29 protein-coding genes are annotated in these 25999 nt (G+C 63.2%); 16 read left to right on the top strand and 13 right to left on the bottom strand.

The genetic code is table 11. The features are described from left to right. Nucleotides 1-130: 130 nt before the first annotated feature. Complete coding sequence (locus V6766_RS02590) at nucleotides 131-1015, bottom strand: methylated-DNA--[protein]-cysteine S-methyltransferase (RefSeq protein WP_448463338.1); 885 nt, start codon at nucleotides 1013-1015, stop codon at nucleotides 131-133. A gap of 75 nt (nucleotides 1016-1090) precedes the next feature. Then, a complete protein-coding gene (locus tag V6766_RS02585; RefSeq protein WP_448463336.1) occupies nucleotides 1091-1576 on the bottom strand; it encodes a DUF2244 domain-containing protein in 486 nt (161 codons plus the stop codon). 24 nt (nucleotides 1577-1600) lie between these two features. Here V6766_RS02585 and nth point away from each other — a divergent pair, with 24 nt between their 5' ends. Continuing rightward, nucleotides 1601-2332, top strand: coding sequence for an endonuclease III (gene nth, locus V6766_RS02580; protein WP_448463334.1), 732 nt, complete (start codon nucleotides 1601-1603; stop codon nucleotides 2330-2332). Nucleotides 2333-2354: 22 nt separating this feature from the next. Here the strand turns inward: nth and fdhA are convergent, their stop codons facing one another. The 3 genes from fdhA to V6766_RS02565 all read right to left on the bottom strand — a co-directional run bounded on the left by fdhA (nucleotide 2355) and on the right by V6766_RS02565 (nucleotide 5773). Continuing rightward, the gene (gene fdhA / locus V6766_RS02575) at nucleotides 2355-3551 is read right to left on the bottom strand and encodes a formaldehyde dehydrogenase, glutathione-independent (protein WP_448463332.1); all 1197 of its coding nucleotides are present in this window, start codon (nucleotides 3549-3551) and stop codon (nucleotides 2355-2357) included. 153 nt (nucleotides 3552-3704) lie between these two features. Beyond that, nucleotides 3705-4325 (bottom strand): nuclear transport factor 2 family protein, encoded by a 621-nt coding sequence (locus tag V6766_RS02570; RefSeq protein ID WP_448463330.1) that lies wholly within the window; start codon nucleotides 4323-4325, stop codon nucleotides 3705-3707. A 23-nt stretch (nucleotides 4326-4348) separates the two neighbouring features. Continuing rightward, nucleotides 4349-5773, bottom strand: a complete 1425-nt coding sequence (locus V6766_RS02565) for an aldehyde dehydrogenase family protein (RefSeq protein WP_448463328.1) — start codon at nucleotides 5771-5773, stop codon at nucleotides 4349-4351. Nucleotides 5774-5927: 154 nt separating this feature from the next. On the opposite strand from V6766_RS02565, the gene V6766_RS02560 reads away from it, so the two are divergent. The 4 genes from V6766_RS02560 (at nucleotide 5928) to V6766_RS02545 (ending at nucleotide 9454) form a co-directional block, all read left to right on the top strand. Then, nucleotides 5928-6377, top strand: coding sequence for a MaoC family dehydratase (locus V6766_RS02560; protein ID WP_448463326.1), 450 nt, complete (start codon nucleotides 5928-5930; stop codon nucleotides 6375-6377). Nucleotides 6378-6521: 144 nt separating this feature from the next. After that, nucleotides 6522-7469 carry a tripartite tricarboxylate transporter substrate binding protein gene (locus V6766_RS02555; protein ID WP_448463323.1) on the top strand — a complete coding sequence of 316 codons (948 nt, stop codon included), beginning with the start codon at nucleotides 6522-6524 and terminating at the stop codon, nucleotides 7467-7469. Between the two features lie 19 nt (nucleotides 7470-7488). Next, complete coding sequence (locus V6766_RS02550; RefSeq protein ID WP_448463321.1) at nucleotides 7489-7920, top strand: tripartite tricarboxylate transporter TctB family protein; 432 nt, start codon at nucleotides 7489-7491, stop codon at nucleotides 7918-7920. 10 nt (nucleotides 7921-7930) lie between these two features. Then, the gene (locus tag V6766_RS02545; protein ID WP_448463319.1) at nucleotides 7931-9454 is read left to right on the top strand and encodes a tripartite tricarboxylate transporter permease; all 1524 of its coding nucleotides are present in this window, start codon (nucleotides 7931-7933) and stop codon (nucleotides 9452-9454) included. A gap of 21 nt (nucleotides 9455-9475) precedes the next feature. On the opposite strand, the gene coaA is transcribed toward V6766_RS02545, so the two are convergent. From coaA to hisA, 4 genes are read right to left on the bottom strand one after another with little or no spacing between them, the layout of a single operon-like run. Beyond that, on the bottom strand, nucleotides 9476-10468 hold the full coding sequence (gene coaA / locus V6766_RS02540) for a type I pantothenate kinase (RefSeq protein WP_448463317.1): 993 nt from the start codon (nucleotides 10466-10468) through the stop codon (nucleotides 9476-9478). Continuing rightward, nucleotides 10465-10788, bottom strand: coding sequence for a phosphoribosyl-ATP diphosphatase (locus V6766_RS02535; RefSeq protein ID WP_448463315.1), 324 nt, complete (start codon nucleotides 10786-10788; stop codon nucleotides 10465-10467). The genes coaA and V6766_RS02535 overlap by 4 nt, the downstream gene beginning before the upstream one ends. Before the next feature lie 16 nt (nucleotides 10789-10804). Beyond that, a complete protein-coding gene (gene hisF / locus V6766_RS02530) occupies nucleotides 10805-11587 on the bottom strand; it encodes an imidazole glycerol phosphate synthase subunit HisF (RefSeq protein WP_448463313.1) in 783 nt (260 codons plus the stop codon). A gap of 1 nt (nucleotide 11588) precedes the next feature. Then, on the bottom strand, nucleotides 11589-12317 hold the full coding sequence (gene hisA, locus V6766_RS02525; RefSeq protein ID WP_448463311.1) for a 1-(5-phosphoribosyl)-5-[(5-phosphoribosylamino)methylideneamino]imidazole-4-carboxamide isomerase: 729 nt from the start codon (nucleotides 12315-12317) through the stop codon (nucleotides 11589-11591). A 138-nt stretch (nucleotides 12318-12455) separates the two neighbouring features. On the opposite strand from hisA, the gene V6766_RS02520 reads away from it, so the two are divergent. Beyond that, complete coding sequence (locus V6766_RS02520; protein WP_448463309.1) at nucleotides 12456-12749, top strand: hypothetical protein; 294 nt, start codon at nucleotides 12456-12458, stop codon at nucleotides 12747-12749. On the opposite strand, the gene hisH is transcribed toward V6766_RS02520, so the two are convergent. Together hisH and hisB are read right to left on the bottom strand one after the other, a co-directional pair. Continuing rightward, the gene (hisH, locus tag V6766_RS02515; protein ID WP_448463307.1) at nucleotides 12750-13406 is read right to left on the bottom strand and encodes an imidazole glycerol phosphate synthase subunit HisH; all 657 of its coding nucleotides are present in this window, start codon (nucleotides 13404-13406) and stop codon (nucleotides 12750-12752) included. Nucleotides 13407-13429: 23 nt separating this feature from the next. Further along, entirely contained in the window at nucleotides 13430-14038 is a 609-nt protein-coding gene (hisB, locus tag V6766_RS02510; RefSeq protein ID WP_448463305.1) for an imidazoleglycerol-phosphate dehydratase HisB, read from the bottom strand. 141 nt (nucleotides 14039-14179) lie between these two features. Here hisB and V6766_RS02505 point away from each other — a divergent pair, with 141 nt between their 5' ends. The 5 genes from V6766_RS02505 (at nucleotide 14180) to hslU (ending at nucleotide 17535) form a co-directional block, all read left to right on the top strand. Then, nucleotides 14180-14659, top strand: a complete 480-nt coding sequence (locus V6766_RS02505) for a DMT family transporter (RefSeq protein ID WP_448463891.1) — start codon at nucleotides 14180-14182, stop codon at nucleotides 14657-14659. Beyond that, entirely contained in the window at nucleotides 14656-15084 is a 429-nt protein-coding gene (locus V6766_RS02500) for a DMT family transporter (protein ID WP_448463303.1), read from the top strand. Before V6766_RS02505 ends, V6766_RS02500 begins: the two co-directional genes overlap by 4 nt. An 82-nt stretch (nucleotides 15085-15166) precedes the next feature. Further along, nucleotides 15167-15727, top strand: a complete 561-nt coding sequence (gene hslV, locus V6766_RS02495) for an ATP-dependent protease subunit HslV (protein ID WP_448463301.1) — start codon at nucleotides 15167-15169, stop codon at nucleotides 15725-15727. After that, on the top strand, nucleotides 15717-16220 hold the full coding sequence (locus tag V6766_RS02490; protein ID WP_448463299.1) for a GNAT family N-acetyltransferase: 504 nt from the start codon (nucleotides 15717-15719) through the stop codon (nucleotides 16218-16220). Before hslV ends, V6766_RS02490 begins: the two co-directional genes overlap by 11 nt. Before the next feature lie 13 nt (nucleotides 16221-16233). Continuing rightward, the gene (gene hslU / locus V6766_RS02485; protein WP_230722026.1) at nucleotides 16234-17535 is read left to right on the top strand and encodes an ATP-dependent protease ATPase subunit HslU; all 1302 of its coding nucleotides are present in this window, start codon (nucleotides 16234-16236) and stop codon (nucleotides 17533-17535) included. A 21-nt stretch (nucleotides 17536-17556) separates the two neighbouring features. On the opposite strand, the gene V6766_RS02480 is transcribed toward hslU, so the two are convergent. Continuing rightward, nucleotides 17557-18186 carry a class I SAM-dependent methyltransferase gene (locus V6766_RS02480; RefSeq protein ID WP_448463297.1) on the bottom strand — a complete coding sequence of 210 codons (630 nt, stop codon included), beginning with the start codon at nucleotides 18184-18186 and terminating at the stop codon, nucleotides 17557-17559. A gap of 410 nt (nucleotides 18187-18596) precedes the next feature. Here V6766_RS02480 and V6766_RS02475 point away from each other — a divergent pair, with 410 nt between their 5' ends. Both V6766_RS02475 and V6766_RS02470 read left to right on the top strand, forming a co-directional pair. After that, nucleotides 18597-19658 carry an aldo/keto reductase gene (locus tag V6766_RS02475; RefSeq protein ID WP_448463295.1) on the top strand — a complete coding sequence of 354 codons (1062 nt, stop codon included), beginning with the start codon at nucleotides 18597-18599 and terminating at the stop codon, nucleotides 19656-19658. Between the two features lie 188 nt (nucleotides 19659-19846). Continuing rightward, nucleotides 19847-22015 carry a malate synthase G gene (locus V6766_RS02470; RefSeq protein WP_448463293.1) on the top strand — a complete coding sequence of 723 codons (2169 nt, stop codon included), beginning with the start codon at nucleotides 19847-19849 and terminating at the stop codon, nucleotides 22013-22015. Nucleotides 22016-22145: 130 nt separating this feature from the next. Here V6766_RS02470 and V6766_RS02465 read toward each other — a convergent pair whose 3' ends face one another. Then, a complete protein-coding gene (locus tag V6766_RS02465) occupies nucleotides 22146-22841 on the bottom strand; it encodes a GntR family transcriptional regulator (RefSeq protein WP_448463291.1) in 696 nt (231 codons plus the stop codon). Nucleotides 22842-23202: 361 nt separating this feature from the next. On the opposite strand from V6766_RS02465, the gene V6766_RS02460 reads away from it, so the two are divergent. From V6766_RS02460 to V6766_RS02450, 3 genes are all read left to right on the top strand, one after another. Next, on the top strand, nucleotides 23203-24120 hold the full coding sequence (locus V6766_RS02460) for an MBL fold metallo-hydrolase (RefSeq protein ID WP_448463289.1): 918 nt from the start codon (nucleotides 23203-23205) through the stop codon (nucleotides 24118-24120). A gap of 9 nt (nucleotides 24121-24129) precedes the next feature. Beyond that, entirely contained in the window at nucleotides 24130-24846 is a 717-nt protein-coding gene (locus V6766_RS02455) for an SDR family NAD(P)-dependent oxidoreductase (protein ID WP_448463287.1), read from the top strand. A 108-nt stretch (nucleotides 24847-24954) separates the two neighbouring features. Beyond that, complete coding sequence (locus V6766_RS02450; protein ID WP_448463285.1) at nucleotides 24955-25995, top strand: LacI family DNA-binding transcriptional regulator; 1041 nt, start codon at nucleotides 24955-24957, stop codon at nucleotides 25993-25995. Nucleotides 25996-25999: the final 4 nt, after the last annotated feature.

Raw genomic sequence — 25999 nt, 5'->3', positions numbered from 1 at the left:
CATGCAAGGGCGGTCGTTTCCCGGCGACTATCGCAAGTGCGGGTTTTCAAAGTCAAGGATGGATATGGAAACGAAGGGCCGAAACGGCAACCGGTTCGGCTGGAATATCCGTTTTGCTCAAGCGCGGTTCTCAGGCCTTGCCGGCCTCCCAGCCGAGCATTGCCCGTTTGCGGGTCACGCCCCAGTGATAGCCGGTCAAGGCGCCGGACTTGCCGAGCGCGCGATGGCAGGGCACGACGAAGGAGACCGGGTTTCGCCCGATCGCCGCACCCACGGCGCGCGAGGCGTTGGGCCGGCCGATCTCGGACGCGATCTCGGAATAGGACTTTGCCTTGCCGAAGGGTATCTTCAGGAGGCTTTCCCAGACCTGTATCTGAAAGTCCGTGCCGATCAGAACGACCTTGAGCGGCCGGTCCGAGGACCATTCCTCCGGATCGAATATCCGTCGCGCATAGACCGCAGTCGCCGGCTCGTCTTCTATATAGGTGGCGTTGGGCCAGCGCGCGGTCATGTCCTCGAAGGCGGTGCGCTCCTCGCCCGGATCAGCGAAGGCGACGCCGGCAAGCCCGCGATCGGTGATCATCAGCAGCGACCGACCGAAGGGCGAGGCGTGAAAGCCATAGCGGATCACCAGGCTCTCGCCGCCGCTCTTCCATTCGCCCGGCGACATCGCCTCGTGGGTGACGAACAGATCGTGCAGCCGGCCGGGACCGGAGAGACCGAGTTCATAGGAGGTGTCGAGCACCGGAAGCCGCTCCTTGCCGAGAAGCTCCTTGGCGTGGTCCAGCGTGATCGCCTGTAAAAACGCCTTGGGCGACAGACCGGCCCAGCGGGTGAAGGTCTTCTGCAGCCCGGTCGGCGACAGGCCGAGCCGCTCGGCGATGGTCTCAAGCCCCGGCTGTTCGCGATAATCCTCGCTGATCATCGTAATGACGCTGCGCACCGTGTCGTAATCGGCCCCGCAGGGTGTCGTCTCGACGGCGCTGTCGGATATGGTTTCAAATAAGGCGTTCATCGGCTTCGTGCTCCTTCGTCACGGCAGGAAGCACGGTTTCTTTCCGCGCCGCCACCCGATTCTTGCCAGCCGCCCTCAAATGCGCTGTTTCACGGTGGCGAGCGCCTGCCGGAAAGCCCTGGCGAAGCTCTCGCGGTCATCGGGATTGAGGAAGGCGCCGATCTCGGTCCGTCGCCCCTCTCCGGCAAGCGCCATCTGGGTGATGCCGAATTCGTGGTGCCGATCGACGGTGAAGCGCGCCCAGAACGGATTGTAATGCGCCTCGAGCCGCTTGCCCGCCGGCGTCACCTTGGTGACGGATATATTGAGCCGCGACACCCGCACATGCTCGCGCTCGAGCGCGCTGCGGTAGGACAGCCTGAAGGCGGCATAAAGTCCGGCAAAGGCCGCAAGGCAGTAAAGCGCGATCGGCCAGGCGCCATGGACGGTGAAATAGAGCACATTCGGCACGAAACCGAGGGCCGCGAGCATGAGCAGCACGCGAAAACCCTTGCGCCCTAAAGAGCGATGGGGGAAAAGTTCAGCCGAAAAGACCGGCCTGTCATCAAGCGCTTCGGTCATTGCGCGTCGAGCCAGATTGAAAAAATGACAAAAACCAGAACCACAGTCAGCACCCAAAGGCGCAAAAAGTCAAATCGCACGCGGGCGAGCGCCTATAACGAGGCGGAGATCCACGAGATTTTCCGCCGCTTTTCGATCCAGCGGCCGGAGCCCAAGGGCGAGCTTGAGCATACCAACCCGTTCACGCTGCTGGTGGCGGTGGCGCTTTCCGCCCAGGCCACCGATGTCGGCGTCAACAAGGCGACCCGCGCGTTGTTTGCCGAAGTCGAGACGCCGCAACAGATGCTGGACCTCGGCGAGGAACGGTTGATTGCCCATATCAAGACGATCGGGCTTTACCGCAACAAGGCCAAGAACGTGATCGCGATGAGCCGCAAGCTGATCGACGATTTCGGCGGCGAGGTGCCGAGGACACGCGAGGAACTCGTCACGCTCCCCGGCGTCGGCCGCAAGACCGCCAATGTGGTGATGTCGATGGCGTTCGGCCATGCGACGATTGCCGTCGATACCCATATCTTCCGCATCGCCAACCGCATCGGCCTTGCGCCCGGCAAGACGCCGGACGAGGTCGAGGCGAAGCTGGAACAGGTGATCCCGGACGAATACCTGTTCCACGCCCACCACTGGCTGATCCTGCACGGCCGCTATGTCTGCAAGGCCCGCAAGCCCGACTGTCCGGCCTGCGTGATCGCCGACATCTGCAAGGCCGCGGAAAAGACCTCCGAGATGCCGGCGCCGCTGGTTCCGATCGGGTGAACCGGCGATCGCCGCCCGTTTTTCAAGCGGCGACCATGCCATGCGGGTCGATGACGAATTTCTTCGCCGCCCCGCCATCGAAATCGGCATAGCCGCGCGGGGCGTCGTCGAGGGTGATGAGTTCGACATTCACCGCCTTGGCGATATCCACCCGGCCATACAGGATCGCCTGCATCAGCGCCCGGTTATAGCGCATCACCGGGCACTGGCCGGTGTGGAAGGAATGCGATTTCGCCCAGCCGAGGCCGAAGCGCAGGCTGAGGGAGCCTTTCTGCGCCGCCTTGTCCGCCGCGCCGGGGTCTTCGGTGACGTAAAGACCCGGAATGCCGATCTGGCCGCCGGCGCGGGTCAGGTCCATAGCCGAATTCAGAACGGTCGCGGGCTGTTCGTGGCTGTGATCATGGCCGCAGCCATGGGCCTCGAATCCGACGCAATCGACAAAGGCGTCCACCTCCGGCGTGCCGGTGATTTCGGCCACCATGTCCCCCAGCGTCGCGTCCTGCCTGAGGTCGATGGCCTCGCAGCCGAAGCTCTTTGCTTGGTTCAAACGCTCGGGGATCATGTCGCCGACGATCACGCAGGCCGCGCCAAGCAGACGGGCGGAAGCCGCTGCGGCAAGGCCGACCGGCCCCGCGCCGGCGATATAGACGATCGAGCCCGGTCCGACGTCCGCCGTCACGCAGCCATGAAAGCCGGTCGGGAAGATATCGGAGAGCAACGTCAGGTCGGTGATCTTCTCCATCGCCTGTTCGCGGTCGGGAAATTTCAGCAGGTTGAAATCGGCATAGGGCACCATGACGTATTCGGCCTGCCCGCCGACCCAGCCGCCCATATCGACATAGCCATAGGCAGCGCCCGGGCGCGACGGATTGACGTTGAGGCAGATGCCGGTCTTGCCTTCCTTGCAATTGCGGCAACGCCCGCAGGCGATGTTGAACGGCACCGAAACGATGTCGCCGACGGAGATGAACTCGACATCGCGCCCGCATTCGATCACCTGCCCGGTGATCTCATGGCCGAGCACGAGACCCTTGGGCGCGGTGGTGCGGCCGCGCACCATGTGCTGGTCGGAGCCGCAGATATTGGTGGTCAGGATCTTCAGGATCACGCCGTGATCACACCGGCGTTGTCCCAGCGCCAGTTTCGGAAAATCGATCGTTTCGACAGTCACTTTGCCGGCGCCCTGAAATATCACGCCGCGGTTCGATGCACTTGCCATGTCTTCCTCCCAGGCTTTGCTACGAACCTGCATCATCCGCCCGCAACGCGATTGGTTCAGGCCTGAATGCGACATGATCGCGCATCAAAAATGCCGCCATGGGCATGGCGGTATGAAAACAGGCCGGCAAGGCTGTCGCGAAGAAACGCCGCGTCAGGCGCCCCGCAACCACGCCTCCTCGCCCTGGTGGAAGGCGGCGAGGGTTTCGGGGCGGTCGTCGCCCAGCAGGTCCTGGTTGACCGTGATGCCCCGGCTGCCCTGGAGATAGGAGAGGAAGCAGTAGCTCGGGCGATAGCTCTCGAGCTTGTCCCAGTCGATCGGCAGCGCCTCGCGCGGGTTGACCGCGCTCATCACGTCGCGCTCGAATAGCACTTCGAAACTCATGATCTTCCAGCGTCCGTCCTCGCGCACGCAACGCGAGAAGAAGCGGCAGAAGACGTGGAAGTCGACCGCGATGTCTTCAAGCTTCGCGCGGTTGAAGATCATCGCCGGGCTTTCCACGGTCGCCCGGTCGCCGTTGATGCGGGCGAAGGCGGGAAACACCCAGTGCTTGCCGCCGCGCACCCTTTTCATGAACGCGCGGGTGGAATCGACATAGGCCGCGCCCCCTTTGCCGTCATACCAGCTGGTGCGCACATAGGCGTCGTCGTGGAAGCATGCGCGCATCACGTCGAAGCGCCCCTGGTCGCGGGCGAAGCGCTCCCGGCGCACAAGGTCGAAAAGCTCCTCGCGCTCCAGCATCTCCAGCAGGCGCTGTTCGGTTTCGGGTTGCATGTTATCCTCCGCATTGATGCCGCTCAGGCCGAAAAACCGACCAGGGCCTTTGTTTCCAGATATTCCTCGAAGCCGGCAAGGCCGAATTCGCGACCATTGCCGGACTGCTTATAGCCGCCGAAGGGCAGCGACCGGTCGAAGGGCGCGCCATTATAGTAGACCCGGCCGGCGCGGATGCGATTGGCGATCTTGCGCGCGCGCTCGGGATCGGGCGACTGCACGAAGCCGGCAAGGCCGAAGGGCGTGTCGTTGGCGATCGCGATCGCTTCGTCCTCGCTGTCATAGAACATCATCGACAACACCGGGCCGAAAATCTCCTCGCGCGCGATCCGCATCTCCGGCGTTACATCGGCGAACACGGTCGGCCGCACGAAATATCCGGCATTGGCGGCGGCCGGGCGGCCGGGCCCGCCTGCGACCAGCGTCGCGCCCTCGTCGATGCCGGAGGCGATCAGCGCCTGCACCTTGTCGAACTGGGACTGGCTCACCAGAGGGCCCATCGTGGTTTTCGGGTCCATCGGATCGCCAAGCACGATCGTGTCGATCGCGCCGCGGGCGGCGGCGATTGCCTCCTCGCGATTTACGCGCGGCACCAGCATGCGGGTCGGCGACTGGCAGTTCTGGCCGGCATTGGTGTTGCAGGCATGGATGCCGGCGGCGACGGCCTTGGCCATATCGGCATCCGGCAGGAGGATGTTGGCGGATTTGCCGCCAAGCTCCTGCGCCACGCGCTTGATCGTGTCGGCGGCAAGCTTTGCCACGCGGATGCCCGCGCCCGCCGAACCGGTGATCGAGACCATGTCGACCTCCGGATGGCCTGCGATCGCCTCGCCAACGGTCGGTCCGTCGCCCTGGACGAGATTGAACACGCCCGTAGGGACGCCCGCCGCATCGATGATCTCGGCAAGCGCCTTCGCGCTCAGCGGCGCGATCTCGCTCGGCTTCAGCACCATGGTGCAGCCGGTGGCGAGCGCCGGCGCGATCTTGGAGGCCATCTGGTTCAGCGGCCAGTTCCACGGCGTGATCATGCCGCAGACGCCGATCGGCTCGCGCCGGATGATGCCGGTCGGCTCGGCGCGCTCGAATGCGTAGCTTTCCAGAACCCGGATCGCCTCTTCGAAGTGAAACAGCGCCACCGTCGCCTGCCGTTCGGTGGAAAACGTGATCGGCACGCCCATTTCCATCGTCATCAGCCGGGCAAGTTCCGGCAGTCGCGCCCGGAAGCCGTCGACGATGCGGCGGAGCGCTTTCAGCCGTTCCTCGCGGGTGGTCGTGGACCAGGCGTCGAAGGCGCGGCGCGCGGCGGCAACGGCGCGATCGACATCGGCGGCGGAGCCGAGCGCGACCCGGCCGATCTGGCGCTCGTCGGCCGGGTTGATGATGGCCATCTCGCGCGCGCCGTCAGGTTTCACCCAGGTCCCGTCGATATAGAATTCCAGCGCGTCCATGATCCCTCCCTCAGTCGGTTGCAGCGACTTTAGCCGCAACCGCCCGGGCCGCAATCGGGGCGCTGCCGCATTTCGTCTGCCGAAATGAGGGCCGCGCGCTTTTGCCTGGCGTTGCGCGGCTATCTAGAACATCATCTCACAAAAGGAGGACCGCATGCGGCGCTATTTCGAGGATTTCGAGGTCGGCGAGACCTGGACCAGCAAGACCATTTCCCTGTCGGAGGCCGATATCATCCGCTTTGCCGGCGAATATGATCCGCAGCCGATGCACACCGATCCGGAAGCCGCGGCCAAGGGCCGGTTCGGCTCGCTGATTGCCAGCGGCTGGCAGCTCGCGGCGCTCTCCATGCGCCTGTTCGTGGAGGAGGGCGGCTATGGTGAGACGCCGATGGTGGGCCTCGGCATCGACGAGTTGCGCTGGCGCAGGCCGGTGAAGCCCGGCGATCAGCTGACCGTCGCCCGCGAGGTGGTGGAAACCACAAGGCACGAAAAACGTCCTGAATACGGCCGCATCCGCACCAAAGTGACGATGACCAACCAGGATGGCGAGACGGTGATGACCTATACCTCGCTCGGGCAGGTGCCGGCGCGGGACAAGGGATAGGCTTGGGTCACCGGTGTTTCGCCTGCCGAAACGCCTTCTCCGCGCGGTATGCCTGCACGGATCGGCTTGTTAGGCAGGGATAGGACAAGGGGCGTGTCCGGCATCGGGGATGGAGGCCGGCCGCCTGCAACGGAGGAGAAAATCATGAAAACCACAATCTTCGGCACAATCGTGCTTGGCGTTACGGCAATGACGGCAACGGGCGCCCATGCGGCAACCTGCCCGGATGGCTTTCCGGAAAAGCCGATCCAGATGCTGGTGGGCTATGGCGCCGGCGGCGGCACGGATGCGATCGCGCGGGCGATCGCGGCCGAAATCGAGGAAAGCCAGGGCTGGACGGTCGTTGTCGACAACAAGCCGGGCGCCGGCGGCGGCGTGATGTCGGCGATGTTGATGAACATGAAGCCGGACGGCTATGCGATCGGCGTCGGCGCGACCGGCACGGTGGCGCTGAACCCCTACGAGAACGACGACACGCCCTATACCTATGAAAGCTTCGACTATCTGGGCACGGCGATGCAGATCAATTACGGCCTCGTCGCCCTGGTCGACCGGCCCTACCAGAATCTCGAGGAATTCATCGCCTATGCCAAGGAAAACAACGGCGCGACCATCGCCGTCGGCGGCAAGAGCCAGGAAATCCTCGTCGACCAGATGGCCAAGCATTACGACGTCAACCTGATCGCGGTGCCGAGCAAGGGCGCTGCCGACGCGCTGCAATCTACCCTCGGCGGCCATGTCGACGCGACCACCCAGGGCACCCAGCATGTGCAGCAGATCAAGGCCGGCGCGATGAACCAGCTCGCCTCGCTCACCGATGCGCGCGTGCCCTATGCGCCGGATTCGCCCTCGCTGGTGGAGGTCGGGCTCGATGCCACGATCGAGGGGCAGACGATCTTCATGATCCCCAAAGGGGTTGATCCTGCAATTCGGACCTGCCTGGAAGAGGCGCTTGACGAGGCGGTGGAGTCCGAAAGCTATGGCGAGCTTATGACGAGGCTTGAAAACGAGCCGCTCAATCTCGGGCCCGAGGGCACCACCGAACGGATCGCCAGGAACGCTCAGTTCTACAAGACCTATCTCGGCAAGTGACGCGGGAAGGTCCGGCAGCATGCAGTTCGAACGTCTGATCGGGGGAGCCGCCGTCATCTTCGGCGGTTTCCTTCTCTTCTACCTGATCCCCGATCAGGTCACCGCCAGCGCCGGGCCGATCGATCCGTCGCTGTTTCCAAGGATCGCGGCCTGGCTGTTCATCCTGCTCGGCGCGGTGCAACTCGTCATGAAGCCCCGCGAGGCGGCCGGGTTCGATGGTTACGAGTTCCTCCGTCTGGCGGGTCTCACCATCGCGGTGCTTGCGGCGGCGCTCGCCATGCCGCGGATCGGGTTTCTGCCCTCGGCGGTGGCGCTGATGGCGGTGATCTGCGCCTTCATGTTCGAGCGGCGCTATGCCTGGCTTGCCGCGACGATTGCCGCCGTGCCGGTCGGCACATGGTTCGTCTTCGTCATCGTCATGGGCCGTCCGCTGCCCGCAATCCCGTTCTGAGAGCGCCCTGATGCCAGATTTTGCAACCATTATCGGCGGGCTGACGGACGCGCTCACGCTCACCAATCTTCTCTATATCATCTGCGGCGTCGCCGTCGGCCAGATCGTCGGCGCGATTCCCGGCATGACGCTGTTGATGGCGCTCGCGATCGCCATTCCGCTTACCTATACGCTCGACACGCTGACGGCGCTGGCCTTCCTGATTTCGGTCAACAAGGGCGGCACGGTCGGCGGCGCGATCCCGGCGATCCTGATCAATACGCCGGGCACGCCGGAATCGGCCGCGACCGCGCTGGACGGGCATCCGATGGCCAAGAAGGGCCGGCCGATGAAGGCGATGAAATATTCGCTGTACTACTCGGTCTTCGGCGATATTTCGAGCGACATCGTGCTGATCACCATCTCCGCGCCGCTGGCGCTGGTGGCGCTCAGGATGGGGCCGATCGAGATCACCGCACTGATGATCCTCGCCTTCACGGTGATCACCGGGCTTGTCGGCAATTCCATGGTGAAGGGGCTGATGGCGGCGGCGCTCGGCTTCCTGTTCGCCTCCGTCGGCATCGATCCGGGGATGGGCACGCCGCGCTTCACCTTCGGCTCGCTCGATCTCTATGATGGCCTGCCGTTGACGGCGATGTCGATCGGGCTTCTGGCCGTCTCCGAGATCTTCCGCCAGATCGCCGCGACCACGCGGGCCACCAGCACCGCGTCGCCGATCCGGGTGCGCTCCGATGATCCGGAGGACAGGGGCGTCACCCTGACGGAGTTGCTCGCCAACAAATATGTCGCGATCCGCGCCTTCGTGATCGGAACCGTAATCGGCGCGATCCCGGGGCTCGGGTCCGCCACGGCAGGATTTCTGTCCTATTCCGTCACCAAGCAGGCTGCGAAGGATCCGGAAAGCTTCGGCAAGGGCGATCCGCGCGGCATCGCGGCGTCGGAAGCCGCCAATTCGGCGGTGGTTGGTGCCAATCTGATACCGCTTCTGACCCTCGGCATTCCCGGCAATATCGCCGCTGCCCTACTGGTCAGCGCCTTCATCATTCACGGCGTCCAGCCGGGCCCGCTCCTGTTTGAGGAGCAGGGACGGCTGATCTACGGTCTGTTCGGGGCGATGCTGATCGCCAATTTCTGCAATCTCGGGGTCGGCCAGGTCGGCATGCGTATCTGGTCGATGGCGATCGCCGCGCCCAATTCGGTGGTCTATCCGGCGGCGCTGCTCTTGTGCATCACCGGGGCCTATGTCACCGCGGGCTCGATGTTCGGCGTCTACATCATGCTCGCCTTCGGCGTTCTCGGCTATTTCATGCAGCGTTTCGGCTTTTCGGTGGTGGCCTTCATCATCGGCTATGTGCTGACGCCGGAGCTGGAATCGAAGATGGTGCAGTCGATCCTGATCAGCCGCGGTGACCCGATGGTCGTGTTCCAGCATCCGATCGCGCTCGTGCTCTTGGCGCTTTCGGTGGTTTCGATCGTCTATCTGGGGCCGAGGAAGAAGAAAAAGAAACCGGAACCCGAGCCGATCGAGGACTGACCGGCTGTCTCGCGGTTGCGCTCAGAGTTTCCTCAGCGCGACCGTTTCGACCAGATGATCGCGGCCCTTGCGCAGGATCAGGTCGGCGCGCGGGCGGGTGGGCAGGATGTTTTCGACGAGGTTCTTCATGTTGATGTTGTTCCAGAGATCCTCCGCCGTCGACAGCGCGTCCTCCTCGGTCAGCCGCGCATAGCGATGGAAATAGGAGGCCGGGTCGCGGAAGGCGGTCTGGCGCAGCTTCATGAAGCGCTCGACATACCAGTGATGGATGAGGTCGGTGCTGGCGTCGATATAGATCGAGAAGTCGAAGAAATCCGAGACCATCGGCACCATCCGGCCGCCGGCCGGCAGGTCGCGGGCCTGCAGCACGTTGATGCCCTCGAAGATCAGGATATCGGGGCGATCGACGGTGACGAAGCCGTCGGGCAGCACGTCATAGCTCAGATGCGAATAAAGCGGCGCCTTCACATTCGGCATGCCGGCCTTGATCGCCGAGAGGAAGCGCAGGATCGCGGCGGTGTCAAAGCTTTCGGGAAAGCCCTTGCGGCGCATCAGCCCTTCCATCTCCAGGACGGCATTGGGGTAGAGAAAGCCGTCGGTGGTGACGAGATCGACCTTGGGGCTGGACGGCCAGCGGGCGAGAAGCTGTTTCAGCAGGCGCGCCGTGGTCGACTTGCCGACCGCGACTGGGCCGGCGATGCCGATGATGAATGGCGTCTTGGGGTCCGCCTCGCCGAAATTGAGGAACTGGCCGCGCTGGCGGAACAGCATCTGCGAGGATTCCACATGGCTCGACAGCAGCCGCGACAGCGACAGGTAGATGCGCCGCACCTCTTCCAGATCGATCGGGTCGTTCAGCGAGCGAAGCTTGTGAACCTCCTCGGCCGTCAGCGTCAGCGGCGTGTCGGCGCGAAAATGCGACCATTCCTCGGCGGTAAAAAAGCGATAGGGCGAGACGGTTCCGCTGGAAACGTCCCCCTCCGCGACCAGCGTTTCCTCGAAACCTGCGATCATGAGGGCGCGCGTCCCGCCTTCTCGGCGATGCCCGACTGGTCGGTGCGGCTTGCAAGTTCAGCCATGACGTCGGAGAGCGGGATGTCGGCGATCTTCAGAACCACGAGAAGATGGAACAGCACGTCGGCGCTTTCCCCGACAAGGTTCTCGCGGTCTTCGGCGATTGCGGCGATCACCGCTTCGACGGCTTCCTCGCCGAGCTTCTTGGCGGCCTTGCGCTGGCCGCCGGCGACGAGTTTGGCGGTCCAGCTTTCCTCGGGCAAAGCCTGAGCGCGGGTTCTGACAATTGCCTCCAGATCGGCAAGCGTGAATTCTGACATGTCCTCTCCTTTGCCGTCAGTCGAGCCTGACGGCAATCCCGCTGTCAGCCATATACTGTTTCGCCTCGCCTATGGAATAGGTGCCGAAGTGAAAAATTGACGCAGCCAGAACGGCGGTGGCGTGGCCATCGCGAATGCCTTCCACCAGATGATCAAGCGTGCCGACGCCGCCCGACGCGATCACCGGCACGGAAACCGCATCGGCAAGCGTGCGGGTCAGTTCGATGTCATAGCCCGCCTTGGTGCCGTCGCGATCCATCGAGGTCAGCATGATTTCGCCGGCGCCGAGAGCGACGACCTTCTTCGCAAATTTCACCGCATCGATGCCCGTCGGCTGGCGGCCGCCATGGGTGAAGATTTCCCAGGCGCTGTCGCCTTCGCCTGCCGGCGTTTCCCGCCGCTTGGCATCGATCGACACCACAATGCACTGATTGCCGAACTTGTCGGCGGCCTCCGCCACGAAATCCGGGTTCTTTACCGCCGCTGAATTGATCGACACCTTGTCCGCGCCGCAAAGCAGCAGCTTGCGGATATCGGCCACCGTGCGCACCCCGCCGCCGACGGTCAGCGGCATGAAGCAGTGCTCGGCGGTGCGGGTCACCACATCGAAGATCGTTTCGCGATTGTCGGAGGTGGCGGTGATATCGAGAAAGCAGAGTTCGTCCGCGCCCGCCGCATCATAGGCCTGAGCCGCCTCCACCGGATCGCCGGCATCGATCAGATCGACAAAATTGACCCCCTTGACGACCCGACCGTCCTTGACGTCGAGACAGGGTATGACGCGGGCTTTGAGGGTCATGTTACAGGCCTTTCAGCATCTGAAGCGCTTCCGCCGGGTCGATGCGGCCATCATAGAGCGCGCGGCCGGAGATTGCACCTTCGAGGATCTGGGCGTCGGGCTTTGTCATCCGGGCGATGTCGTCCATCGAGGCGAGGCCGCCGGAGGCGATGACGGGGATTTCGACGGCGGCGGCCAGCGCCAGCGTGGCGTCCCAGTTGATGCCGGTCAGAATGCCGTCGCGGTCGATATCGGTGTAGATGATCGCGGCGACGCCGGCGCCCTCGAAACGTTTCGCCAGTTCGACCACCTCAAGTTCGGAGGCCTCCGCCCAGCCTTCGACCGCCACCTTGCCGCCGCGCGCGTCGATCCCGACGGCGATTTGGCCTGGAAAGGCCTTGCAGGCGGCCTTCACCAGTTCCGGATCGCGCACCGCCACGGTGCCGAGAATGACGCGGGCAAGGCCCTTCGACAGCCAGTTCTCGATATGCTCCAGCGAGCGGATGCCGCCGCCGAGCTGCACCGGGTTCTTCGTGGCCTTCAGAATGGCGTCAACCGCCGCGCCATTCACGCTCTCGCCGGCGAACGCGCCGTTGAGATCGACCACATGCAGCCACGAAAACCCCTGATCCTCGAAGGCCTTCGCCTGCGCGCCCGGATCGGGGTTATAGATCGTCGCCTGCTCCATGTCGCCAAGCTTGAGGCGCACGCACTGGCCGTCTTTCAGGTCGATTGCGGGGAAAAGGATCATCTGTGTCAGGCCCCAGAACGGACAAAGAACAAAAGGACTCGACTCTCTCGAGGGAATCGGTCAATGATTGCGCTGCCCCTAGATTTTGTACCTCGCGGGGCAGCGCAACACTAGATGTGCCTCAAAGGAGATAGCACGATGCAGACATACATGATCGGATATGACCTTAACAAGAGCGGCAAAAACTATGAAGACTTGATAGCCGCCATAAAAGAGCTAGCCAATGGTTACTGGCACCACCTCGACAGCACTTGGCTTATTAATACGAATTTGAATGCCGGCCAGATTCGCGATTATCTCAAACCTCACCTCGACAGCGATGATGAATTGCTCGTAATAGGCGTCTCTGGCAACTGGGCCACTAAAGGGATTTCGGCTAGCGGCAATGACTGGCTTCGAAACAGTCTCCACTCGGCAACCAAAGCTAGATAGCTACGGCGCCCACGTCAGAAAATTGGCGATCAGCTTGAGGCCAAGCCGCTGGCTCTTTTCCGGGTGGAACTGGCTGCCGGCCTTGTTGCCGTCGGCGACGAAGGCGGTGACGGGGCCGCCGTAATCGGTGGTGGCGATCACCTGTTCCGGCTTCTTTGCGGCAAGGTGATAGGAGTGGACGAAATAGGCGTGGAGGCCGTTCTCGCCCGTCTCGATACCGTTGAAGAGCGGATGCGGGGTCGTCAGCGTCAGCGTGTTCCAGCCGATCTGCGGGATCTTGAGGTCGGGGTCTGCGGGCGTGATCGGGGTGACGTCTCCGGCAATCCAGCCGAAGCCCTCGGAGGTGGTCTTTTCAAGACCGCGTTCCGACATCAACTGCATGCCGACGCAGATGCCGAGGAAGGGGCGGGCCTTCTGCTCCACCGCCTCGCGGATCGCCTCGACCATGCCGTCGACGGCTGAAAGCCCGGCGCGGCAATCGGCATAGGCGCCCACGCCCGGCAGCACGATGCGGTCGGCGGCTGCCACCACATCGGCTCTGTCGGTGAGCACGATTTCAGCATCCGCGCCGCTTTCACGGGCGGCGCGTTCGAACGCCTTGGTGGCCGAGCGCAGGTTTCCCGAACCATAGTCGATGATCGCGACTGTCTGGGTCATGGCTTCATTCCGGTGTTATGGCCTCAGGCCAGCATGCCCTTGGTGGACGGCACGCGGCCTTCCTGACGGGGATCGATTTCGGCAGCCGCGCGCAAGGCCCGCGCCACCGCCTTGAAACAGGTCTCGGCGATATGGTGGCTGTTGGCGCCATAGTGATTGAGCACATGCAGCGTGATGCCGGCATTCTGGGCGAGCGCGTGGAAGAATTCGCGCATCAGCTCGGTATCAAATGTGCCGATCTTCTCGCTCGGGAAGGTTACGTTCCACACCAGGAAAGGCCGGCCGGACAGGTCGAGCGCCGCCTTGGTCATGGTCTCGTCCATGGCGAGATCGATCGAGGCGTAGCGGGTCACGCCGGCGCGGTTGCCAAGCGCCTTGGCCAGCGCCTGGCCGATCGCGATCCCGACATCTTCCACGGTGTGGTGGTCGTCGACATGGAGATCGCCCTTGGCTTCGACCGTCATGTCGATCAGCGAATGGCGGGAAAGCTGGTCGAGCATATGGTCGAAGAAGCCGATACCGGTCGCAATCCGCGCTTCGCCGGTGCCGTCGACATTGACGGATACCGACACGGCGGTTTCATTGGTCTTGCGCGAAATTTCCGCGCGGCGGGCTTCGGTCTGAGCGGCCATAATGCCTGATGCCTCCATCGAAACGGGATAATGGGCGTTTCTTATCAGGCAGGGTCGGGAAGCGCAAAAGAAAAGCGGGCGTGTTTCCCGCGCGCCCATTCTCGGCTAAGGGAGGAACAATCGTCATTGAAAGCCCTTCCCATGCCCGCCGCCCAACGCCCCGCTTTGCTTTATTTCCTCGCCGCCTTCGCGTCCGGCTGCGTGCTGGCGTTTATGACGCATCTGAACGCGGTCATGAGCTTTTACAGCAATGCGATGTTCGCCTCCTGGACGGCGCATGCCACCGGTACGGTGGTGTCGATCGCGCTGCTCGGGCTTCTCGGTCTCAGGAAGCGGGCGGGCACGGCAGAGCAGAAGCCGGCGATCCCCTGGTGGGCCTATCTCGGCGGCGTGTTCGGCGCGGCAACCGTGGTATGCGCGGCCCTTGCCGTCAATTCGCCGCTCGCGCTTTCCGGCGCAATCGCGATCGGGCTTGCCAGCCAGGTGCTGTTTTCGCTGGCCGCCGACTATTGGGGCTTTTTCGGTCTGCCGGCGCGCCGGCTCGACCGGCGCGATGTGATCGTCGTGGCGCTGATCCTCGCCGGTGGCTTGCTGGTCATTCTTGCGGGGGCGCAGGCATGATCGCGGCAATCATCTATGCGGTCGTCACCGGCATCCTGGTGATCCTCAGCCGGCAGGTCAACGGGCGGCTCAGCCTCTCCACCTCGCCGATGACGTCCTCTTTCTACAACCATCTTGTCGGCTTCGCGGTCATGAGCGCGGTTCTGCTGGCGCTCGGCGGCCTGTGGCCGTCCTCCTTTTCCAATATTCCGCCCTATGCCTGGCTCGGCGGGCCGCTCGGGGTGATCTTCGTCGCGGCCGGCTCGTGGGTCATTCCGAAGATCGGCGCGGTCAACACGGCGGTGCTGATCATCGGCGGCCAGATGATCGCCGGCGCGGCGATGGATATGGCGGAGGGGGTGACGGCCTCGCCGGTGCTGCGTATTGCCGGCCTGATCCTCATTCTGGCCGGCATTCTTCTGGCGCAGGCCCGTCCGAGAGCCTGAGCGGATTGCAAATGTGGCATGGCTGCCTACATAGGGAGCCGGAAAGGCCTGTCCCGACGGGCCGCAATTGAGGTTTTTGATCATGAGCGAACACAATCCCTTCGGCACCATGCATGCGACGACGATCATCACCGTGCGCAAGGACGGCAAGGTGGTGATGGCCGGCGACGGCCAGGTCTCGCTCGGCCAGACGGTGATGAAGGGCAATGCCCGCAAGGTGCGCCGCATCGGCAAGAACGGCAATGTCATTGCCGGTTTCGCCGGCGCTACCGCCGATGCCTTCACCCTGCTGGAGCGGCTGGAGCGCAAGCTGGAACAATATCCCGACCAGTTGATGCGGGCCTGCGTGGAGCTTGCCAAGGACTGGCGCACCGACAAATATCTGCGCAATCTTGAAGCGATGATGCTGGTCGCCGACAAGGACATTACCCTTGCCGTTACCGGCAATGGCGATGTGCTGGAGCCGGAGCAGGGCGTCATGGCGATCGGTTCCGGTGGGAATTACGCGCTTTCCGCAGCTCTTGCGCTGATGGATAGCGACAAGCCCGCCGAAGACGTCGCCCGCCGGGCGATGGAAATCGCCTCGCAGATCTGCGTCTACACCAATGGCAACATCATCGTGGAAACGCTGGATGCCGCATAGTGACGGCGTCATAGGCTTCCGCCCGCTTGTCGAGGACGACCTCGACCTGATGGCCCGCTGGCTCGCCGCCCCGCATGTCGCGGCGTGGTGGCATCGTGCGGAAAAACAGGTCGAGCAGATGCGCTCCCATATCGATGACCCGACGGTGTCGCCCTTCGTGGTGCTGCTGGATGACGTGCCGTTCGGCTATATCCAGCTCTGCGCTCTCGATCACGAGCGCGACAACGAGCCGGCGCTTGAGGGCCAGCCCATGGGCACGTTCGGCGTCGACCAGTTCATCGGCCCGGCGGAGATGATCGGCAAGGGCCTCGGCACACGGCTGGTTGCCGCCATGGCGGAGCGGGCCTTGAATGACGGCGCGAAGCGCGTGCTCGTCGATCCGCATCCCGATAACGCGGCGGCGATCCGCGCTTACGAGAAGGCCGGCTTCGTCCGGCTTGGAACTTTCAGCATGACAGGCGGTCCGGCGCTGCTGATGGCCCGCGACCCTTGAGGAGCAGTGACAGATGACCAATTTTTCCCCCCGCGAGATCGTTTCCGAGCTCGACCGCCACATCATCGGCCAGCACGACGCCAAGCGCGCCGTCGCGATCGCGCTTCGCAACCGCTGGCGTCGCCAGCAGCTTCCCGACGATCTGCGCGACGAGGTGATGCCGAAGAATATCCTGATGATCGGCCCGACCGGCGTCGGCAAGACCGAGATCTCGCGCCGGCTTGCCAAACTCGCCGGCGCGCCCTTCATCAAGATAGAGGCCACCAAGTTCACCGAGGTCGGCTATGTCGGCCGCGATGTCGAGCAGATTATCCGCGACCTCGTCGAAATCGGCCTCGTGCTGGTGCGCGAGAAGAAGCGCCAGGAGGTGCAGGCCAAGGCCCACGCCAATGCCGAGGAGCGCGTGCTTGACGCGTTGGTCGGCAAGACGGCATCGCCGGCAACCCGCGATAGTTTCCGTAAGAAACTCCGCGCCGGCGAACTTGATGACAAGGAAATCGACATCGAGATCAACGATACCGGTTCCGGCATGGGAGGTTTCGAGATTCCGGGCATGCCCGGCGCCAATATCGGCGTGCTGAACCTTTCCGAAATGTTCGGCAAGCAGCAGAAGACCAAGAAGGTCCGCACCACGGTCAAGGCTTCCCATGACGACCTGGTTCGCGATGAGTCCGACAAGCTGCTTGATGACGAGGTGATCCAGCGCGAGGCCGTGCGGCTGGTGCAGGAAGACGGCATCGTGTTCCTGGACGAGATCGACAAGATCGCCGCCGGCGACGGCCGCATGGGTGCCGGCGTCTCGCGCGAGGGCGTGCAGCGCGACCTCTTGCCGCTGGTGGAAGGCACGACGGTCGCCACCAAATACGGCCCGATCAAGACCGACCATATCCTGTTCATCGCGTCCGGTGCGTTCCACGTCTCCAAGCCGTCGGACCTTCTGCCGGAGTTGCAGGGCCGCCTGCCGATCCGCGTCGAATTGCAGGCGCTGACCAAGGAGGATTTCCGCCGCATCCTGACGGAAACCGAGGCCAGCCTGATCCGCCAGTACAAGGCGCTGATGGGAACCGAGGAAGTCTCGCTCGACTTCACCGAGGATGCGATCGATTCGCTCGCCGATGTCGCGGTGCATTTGAACGCCACCGTCGAAAACATCGGCGCGCGCCGGCTGCAGACGGTGATGGAACGGGTGCTGGACGAAATCTCCTTCACCGCCCCCGACCAGTCCGGCCAGGCGCTGACCATCGACAGCGACTACGTTCGCAAGCATGTCGGCGACATGGCGCAGGACACGGACCTGTCGCGGTATATTCTGTAAGGTCGCGACGCGCGGAAGGGGCTATCCCTTCCGTGCGATCACGAACGCCGCCTTCATCTTGCCGGGACGCCATTCCTCGATGATTGAAAACCCGGCCTCTCGCATCTCCTCCACCAGCGTGGCCTGCGAAAACACGCCCACATAGGGCGCCTTGCCGAAAAGGCGCATCACCGGCAGGATCGGGCGCAGGAAGCCTAGACCGTCGGCGATGCAGGCGGTCGAGGAGATGAACAGCCCGTCCGGCTTCAGCATGGCGTGAACCTTGGCAAGCACCGCCTGCCGGTTTTTCAGAAGATGCAGGATGGAATGCGCCATCGCGGCGTCATAGGGCCCGCCGTCGATGTCTTCGATATCACCCACCCGGAAGGCGACATTGGCGATGCCGGCACTCTCCGCCTTCTTTCGGGCGATCGCGATCATGTTTTCAGATATGTCATAGGCATCGATGCGGGCCACGGCCGCGGCGTGGTGAAGCGCCGTGGTGCCCGTGCCGCAGCCGAACTCCAGGACCGTCATCTCCGGCGTGAACAGCGCGCCGGTCCGTTCCAGCTTGATCCGGTAGGTTTCCTCATCGGCAACCTTCTGCGCCGCATATTTTTCGGCGGATTTGTCCCAGAAACGGGTATCCCTGTCTTTCGCTGGCGTCGGCATCGCTTTTTGTCCTGTTCTTGGAGTGCTTCGTAACCTACCCCGAAATCGGGTTGCGTTCGACCGTTTCGCTGCCTAGAGCCCTTCAGGCTTAAATGGAAGCAGTTCTGTTTGCCCAAACCGGTCATTCCACGCGAAGAAGCCCGCGCGGCATAGCCATAGCTATGGCGAAGGGCTTCGACAAAGTGGAGGGCCGGTTTCGGCAAACCCGAAGGGCGGCAAGGAATTTGCGCCATTACCGGCGGTCTTCGGCTTGGACATAGCGACGGCTATGCCCTGCGCCAAAGCCCTTGATCCTGGCGCAAATTCCTTGCCGCAGAACGCTTCCATTTAAGCCTGAAGGGCTCTAGGCTGGACCCATGGCAGCGCGGCCAGACGCGTTGCACCCGCCTTTATACACTCGGAGGAACATCATGGAATATCGCCAGCTCGGCCGTTCGGGCCTGAAAATCTCGACCATTACCATGGGCACCATGACCTTTGGCGGGGTCGGCTGGGCGAAGACGGTGGGCGATCTTGGCGCTGATGACGCAAGACGCCTCGTCGACATCTGTATCGATGCCGGCGTCAACCTGATGGATACGGCGGATGCCTATTCGCAAGGCGTGTGCGAGGAAATCATCGGCGAGATCATGGACAAGCCGCGCCGCGACAAGATGATGATCGCGACCAAGGCGCGCTTTGCCATGGGCGACGGGCCGAATGATGCCGGCCTTTCCCGCCACCACCTGATCGCCGCATGCGAGGCCAGCCTGAAGCGCCTGAAGACCGATGTCATCGATCTCTACCAGGTCCATGAATGGGACGGTCTGACCCCGCTGGAGGAAACCATGGAGGCGCTCGACACGCTGGTGCGCCACGGCAAGGTCCGCTATGTCGGCTGCTCGAATTTCTCCGGCTGGCATATCATGAAGGCGCTGGGCATTGCCGAACGCGAGCATCGCCAGCGCTTCGTCAGCCAGCAGATCCACTACACGCTCGAAAGCCGCGACGCCGAAAACGAACTGGTGCCGATCAGCGTGGATCAGGGGCTCGGCATCCTGGTCTGGAGCCCGATCGCCGGCGGGCTTCTGTCCGGCAAGCACCGCCGTGACCGCAAGGCGCCGGAAGGCACCCGCCAGTTCGCCGGCTGGACCGAGCCGCCGATCCGCGACGAGGAACGGCTGTGGACCATCATCGATACGCTGGTGGAAATCGCCGATGCCCGCGGCGTTTCGGCGGCCCAGGTCGCGCTGGCCTGGACGCTGGGGCGCAAGGGCGTCACCTCGGTCATCATCGGCGGACGCACGGAAGACCAGTTCCGCGACAACCTCGCCTCAGCCGATCTGAAGCTCACTGAGGAGGAACGCGGCCGCCTCGACGCCGTCAGCCAGCCCTGGCTGCAATACCCCTACTGGCACCAGCGCAATTCGGCCAGCGAACGCCTCGGCGAGGCCGATCTGGCGCTGATCGGGCCGTATCTGGAAGGGAATTAAGGCTGGACATAACCGCATAGCCCCGGGCCAATCTCCCCCCTTGAGGGGGAGATCAAGGGTGACGAAGTTTCGCGACACTGCCATTTATGCCCAAATGGAAAAAATATTTGGCACTCATGCCGAATTGACCTCGCGCGCTTTGCCGCTAGATTGGCAATGACAGTTCCAGCCACAGGGATGGTGATTTCATGGCGCGCATCGAGAAACACGGCCTTGCCTATGACAAGGCGCTTTATGATTTCCTGACCGAGAAGGTGTTGCCCGGCACCAATGTCGACGCAGATGCCTTTTTCGAGGGGTTCTCCGCGATTGTGAGTGACCTCGCGCCGAAGAACCGCGCATTGCTGAAAACCCGCGATGCGATGCAGGAAAAGCTCGACGCCTGGTACAGGGAAAACGGCGCGCCGGCCGATATGGCGGCCTATGAGTCGTTTCTGCGCGAGATCGGTTATATCCTGCCGGAAGGCGGCGATTTTTCCGTCACTACCGAGAATGTCGACCCGGAAATCACCACCATCGCCGGTCCGCAATTGGTCGTGCCGGTGATGAACGCCCGCTATGCGCTGAATGCGGCGAACGCCCGCTGGGGCTCGCTCTATGACGCGCTCTACGGCACGGATGCGATCGCCGAGGATGACGGCGCGGAAAAGGGCAGGGGGTATAACCCGAAGCGCGGGGCGAAGGTCATCGCCTGGGCCAAGGATTTCCTGGACAAGAACATTCCGCTTGCCGGCGGGAAATGGGCTGATGTCACCGGCTTCGGTTACAATGGCGGCACGCTGATCGTGAAGACCGCCGCCGGCGAAACCGGCCTTGCCGATCCCGCGCAATATGCGGGCTTCAAAGATGAGGAGGGCGACGCCTTCCGGCTCTATTTCGTCAACAACAACCTCCACGTCATGGTCTTCGTCGATCCCGGCAGCATGATCGGCAAGGACGATCCGGCGGGCATCGGCGATATCGCGCTCGAATCGGCCATCACCGCGATCATGGATTGCGAGGATTCCGTTGCCGCCGTCGATGCCGAGGACAAGGTGCTGGCCTATTCCAACTGGCTCGGCCTGATGAAGGGCGATCTGACGGAAGAGGTCACCAAGAACGGCCGCACCTTTACCCGCAAGCTTGCCAAGGACATCGCATTCACCGGCGCCGATGGCGCGCCGAAGACGCTGCCCGGCCGCTCGCTGATGCTGGTGCGCAATGTCGGCCACCTGATGACCAATCCGGCGATCCTCGATGCCGATGGCCGCGAGGTGCCGGAGGGCATCATGGATGCCGCCGTCACCGCGCTGATCGCGCTCTATGACATTGGCGAAAACGGTCGCCACATGAATTCCCGCGCCGGCTCCATGTATGTGGTCAAGCCGAAGATGCACGGTCCGGAGGAAGTCGCTTTCGCCTCGGAACTGTTCGGTCGCGTCGAAAAGATCGTCGGCATGAAGCCGAACACGATGAAGATGGGGATCATGGACGAGGAGCGCCGCACCACGGTCAACCTCAAGGAATGCATCCGTGCCGCGAAGGACCGAGTCGTGTTCATCAATACCGGCTTCCTCGATCGCACCGGCGACGAGATCCATACCTCGATGGAAGCAGGTCCCATGATCCGCAAGGGCGACATGAAGGGCGCGCCCTGGATTGCGGCCTATGAGGACTGGAATGTCGATATCGGTCTCGAATGCGGTCTTGCGGGCCATGCCCAGATTGGCAAGGGCATGTGGGCGATGCCGGACCTGATGGCCGGCATGCTGGAAGCAAAGATCTCCCAGCCCAGGGCCGGCGCCAACACTGCCTGGGTGCCATCGCCGACGGCGGCCACGCTGCACGCCACGCATTACCACGCCGTCAATGTCGCAAGCGTGCAGGAAAAGCTGAAGGACCGGTCGCGCGCCAGCCTCACGGACATCCTCTCCGTGCCGGTGGCCGTGCGCCCGAACTGGAGCCCGGAGGAAATCCAGGCCGAACTCGACAACAACGCGCAGGGGATTCTCGGCTATGTCGTGCGCTGGATCGATCAGGGCGTCGGCTGCTCCAAGGTGCCGGACATCAACGATGTCGGCCTGATGGAAGACCGCGCCACGCTCAGGATTTCCTCCCAGCACATGGCGAACTGGCTTTATCACGGCGTCGTCAGCGAGGAGCAGATCGTCGCGACCATGAAGAAGATGGCCGCCGTCGTCGACCGCCAGAACGAGGGCGATCCGCTCTATCGCCCGATGGCCGGTCATTTCGATGACTCGGTCGCCTTTCAGGCCGCGCTCGACCTGGTGCTGAAGGGCCGCGAACAGCCGAACGGTTATACTGAACCGGTGCTCCACAAACGCCGTCAGGAGCGCAAGGCGAAGGACGCGGCCTGAGAGGCGGCGCGATCCGCAAAACGTAAATGACGGGGACTGTGCCGCGCCGCATGGCCCCAAAGATTTTCTCGCTCCGGAGGGGAGAAACGTCGCGATGGTCACGGGCGGGTCAATCGCCGGGCCCGCTTCGTTATTTCTCCGATAGGATCGCCTTGTTGCGCTTCATGTATTCGGCGATCGCCAGTTCGCCGGCGAGCTGGATGTGGTGCTCGCAGGCCGCTGCCGCGGCATCGCCGTCGCGGGTGACGGCGGCGGCATTGATGATCGTTTCGAGTTCCGCGATCGAGGGTTCGATCCGGCTTTCGTCAACGAAGGCGAAGCGGCGGAACATGGCGATGCGGGCATGCATGCTGCTGAGGCTTTCGGCCAGCACGGCATTGTCGCTGCCTTCGGTGAGCAGGGTGTAGAATTCGGCCTTGATATGCTCGCGGCTTTCGACATCGCCCTTGCGGTATTCCTTGTCGAGCCGTTCGCCGAGCTTCTTCAGCCTGGCGCACTGGCTGTCGGTCGCGTTTTCGGCAAACAGCCGGCCGGCAAGCCCTTCGAGCGCCGCGCGCACGACATAGATCGAGCGGATTTCCTTTTCGGTGAGCACGGTCACAATCGGGCCGAGATTGGGCACGACGCTGATCAGATGTTCCGATTCAAGCTGGCGCAGCGCCTCGCGGATCACGGTGCGCGAAACGCCATAGGTCTCGCACAGCGCGCTCTCGATCAGGCGCTGGCCGGGCACCAGCTTGCCTTCGAGAATATCCTCGCGAACAAGACGCACCACCTGCTGGCGAAGCGGGGCCGCCGTGCGGGCAATGACTGTCGAACCTGCCATGCTATTCTCCGATATTCGTTCCGGTATCTGCCGGGAGGGGCGTCCCTCGCCGAACCGCCTGGGCGTTCGGTCCGGTTTACCAAGATTTGCCGGAGGACGCGAGCCGTGCGTTCCGGCTTTCGTCGTTATTCACTGATATGATATGACAGTAATACCATCGATCCTGTCACCGCGCCAACCGTGATTGCGTTCATCCGGTCGATCGCCCCTGCGGGAACAACGGCAAGGCCCTGTCCAGCACCTTATCTTTCCAAAGCCCTGTACATTATTACCGTAATACGGTATGACGGAAAACTTGCTCGTTTCCGCTTGCGAACTCCATCGCCGGAAAGGGTGCGCGATAATCCAGGGAGGAAAAGGAATGGTCGCCAAGCGTCTGAGGTCGCAGAATGCCGGATGGCACAGGTTCAACGTGGGCGCGCTGGAATGCACCGCCATCTGGGACGGCTATATCCATCACAGCTATGAGGGCATCTTTCCCAATGCCGATCCGGCGGAAATGGCCCGGCTGCAACGCGAATATCTCCTGCCGGCCGATCATATTCCGATGGACCTGAACCCGGTCGTGGTCAATACCGGGGACCATCTTATCCTGATCGATGCCGGCATGGGCCAGACCTCGACGATGTTCGGCGATCAGATGGGTCGGCTCATGGAAAACATGAAGGCCGCCGGCATCGATTCTGCCGATATCGACGTCGTCTTGCTGACCCATCTCCACCCCGATCATTCCTTCGGCCTGATCCTGCCCGATGGCGCGCCGGCCTTTCCCAATGCCGTGCTTTACGCCCCGAGGACCGACTGGGAAGAGTGGACCGACGAGGCAAACCGTGCGCGCAACGATTTCCGCAACGTCTGGACGGCCGGCACGCTTGAAGCGGTTGCGCCCTATCGCGAAAACCTGAAGCTCTTCGCGATCGGCGACGCCATCCTGCCCGGCGTGACGACCCTTTCGGCGGCCGGCCACAGTTCCGGCCAATGCGCCTACCTCTTCGAAAGCGAGGGCGAGAAGGTGATCTTCACCGGCGATCTCGCCCATCATCAGGTCTATGATCCCTACCACCCCGAATGGTTCTTCCACATGGATTACGACAGTGATCCGCGGATGGGCGCGGATGCCAAGGCGGCGATCTTCAAAAAGGTCGTCGACGAGAATATCCGCTACCACGGCTATCATTTCCCCTATCCGGGTCTCGGGCGGATGGTGCGCGTCGAGGATGGCACCTACCGGTTCCACGCCGAACCGGTCAATCCGCGCCTCCTGCCTGCGCTGAAGTGAGGCAAGCCCATGAAGGATAAGATGTGCGCGATCGTCACCGGCGGCGGCCGCAATATCGGCCAGGCGATTTCGCTGAGGCTGCAACAGGACGGGTTTCGCGTTTTCGTGCTCGATGTCGTCGAGCCCGAAGTCGAATCGCTGCGTGCCGATGCGGTGCTGGTGGACCTAATGGATGTTGAGGCTGCGAAGGCCGTGGTCGGCAAGATCGTCGCCGATCACAAGGTCGCCTGCCTCGTCAACAATGTCGGGCTGGTGGCGCCGGCGCCGCTGGAAGAGGTCAGGCTCGAGGATTTCGAGCGGCTGATGAACCTCAATCTCAGAACCTCGATCATCTGCGCCCAGATCGTGGTGCCGGAGATGAAAAGGCATGGCGGCGGGCGGATCGTGTTCAACACCAGCCGCGTCACCAAGGGCAAGCTCGACCGCTCACTCTACAGCGCCACCAAGGGCGCGGCGCAATCGATGGCGCGCACCTGGGCGCTGGAGCTCGGCGCCGCCGGCATTACCGTCAACTGTGTTGCCCCGGGGCCGATCGCGACCACCGCCTTCTGGCAGAACAACCCGCCCGATGCGCCGAAGACCAAGGCGATCACCGATGCCATTCCGGTCGGCCGCATGGGCACGCCGGAGGATGTCGCCAACGCCGTCAGCTTCTTCTGCGACGCGCGCGCTGGCTTCGTCACGGGCCAGAGCCTGTTCGTCTGCGGCGGCGTGACGGTCGGCTAAGCCTTTCACCGCGACGTTCCAGCAGACTTCCAGCTAAATTTTTCCGGCCCGATTGACTTATTGCTACGTATCAATAATCTATTGTTACGTAGCAATGAGGAGTTTGGGGTGCCGCGGAGGATTACCCAGAAGGAAGTGGCCGAGAGGGCGGGCGTCGCGCAGGCAACGGTTTCGCTCGTGCTCAATGGCGGTCGCGACAAGGTCGCGGCGGAGACCGCCGAACGCATCGAGGCGGCGATCGCCGAGCTCGGCTATCAGCCGAACCGTTTCGCCCAGGCGCTGCGCACCCAGCGCAGCCATGTGATCGCCTGCGTGGTGCCGGATCTCACCAATCCCTTCTATCCCTCGCTGGTGGTCGCGGTGCAGAAGGTCGCCCGCGCCGCCGGCTACGAGGTGATCACGATCGACACCGAAGGCCGCGAGGCCAATGAACGCCAGGTCGTCCAGTCGGCCCAGCATGGCCGCTTCGACGGCATTGTCGGCGTGTTCTTCAATCTCGGCGCCCGCGAGCTTGCGCCCCTCGGCAAGGTCGGCGTGCCGATCGTGCGCATCGAGGTCAGCCGCAAGGCCGGCGGATCGCTCCCGATCGATGATCTCTACATCGACAACGAGGCGGCGGCGCGTGCGCTCACCGACCGGCTGCTGGCCCTCGGCCACCGCCATATTACCATGATCGCAGCGCCCGGCGGTCCGCAACGCGTTCGCCTTCAGGGCTATCTCGACGCCATGGCGACGGCGGACGCCGAGCCGAATGTGCTCGAGGCCGAGCATTTCACCGTCGAGGGCGGACGCCATGCCGCCGACGCGCTCGTGGAAAGCGGCCGTCCGGTCACCGCCATCCTAGCCGCCAACGACATGATGGCGATCGGCGTGATGCAGAGCCTGATCGCGCACGGCCTGTCCATCCCCGGCGATATCTCCGTCGCGGGCTTCGACGACATCCTGGCCTCGGCGCTGGTCACGCCGTCGCTCACCACTGTTGCCCAGTTTCAGGACCGGCTTGGCGCTGCCGCGGCCGAAAAGCTGCTCGACCGGCTGGCGAACGGGGCGGACGAGCCGGGCCGGGCCGAGGAAATGCCCTACGAGATCATCATCAGAGGTTCCGTGGCCAGGCCGCCCGATCCTCTGGCCCAAGCGCTTTCGAAATAACAAG

The sequence above is a fragment of the Martelella sp. AMO21009 genome, assembly GCF_053484295.1.
Note: the sequence above shows the minus strand (reverse complement) of the source record. Positions and strands in the feature narration are given on the sequence as shown.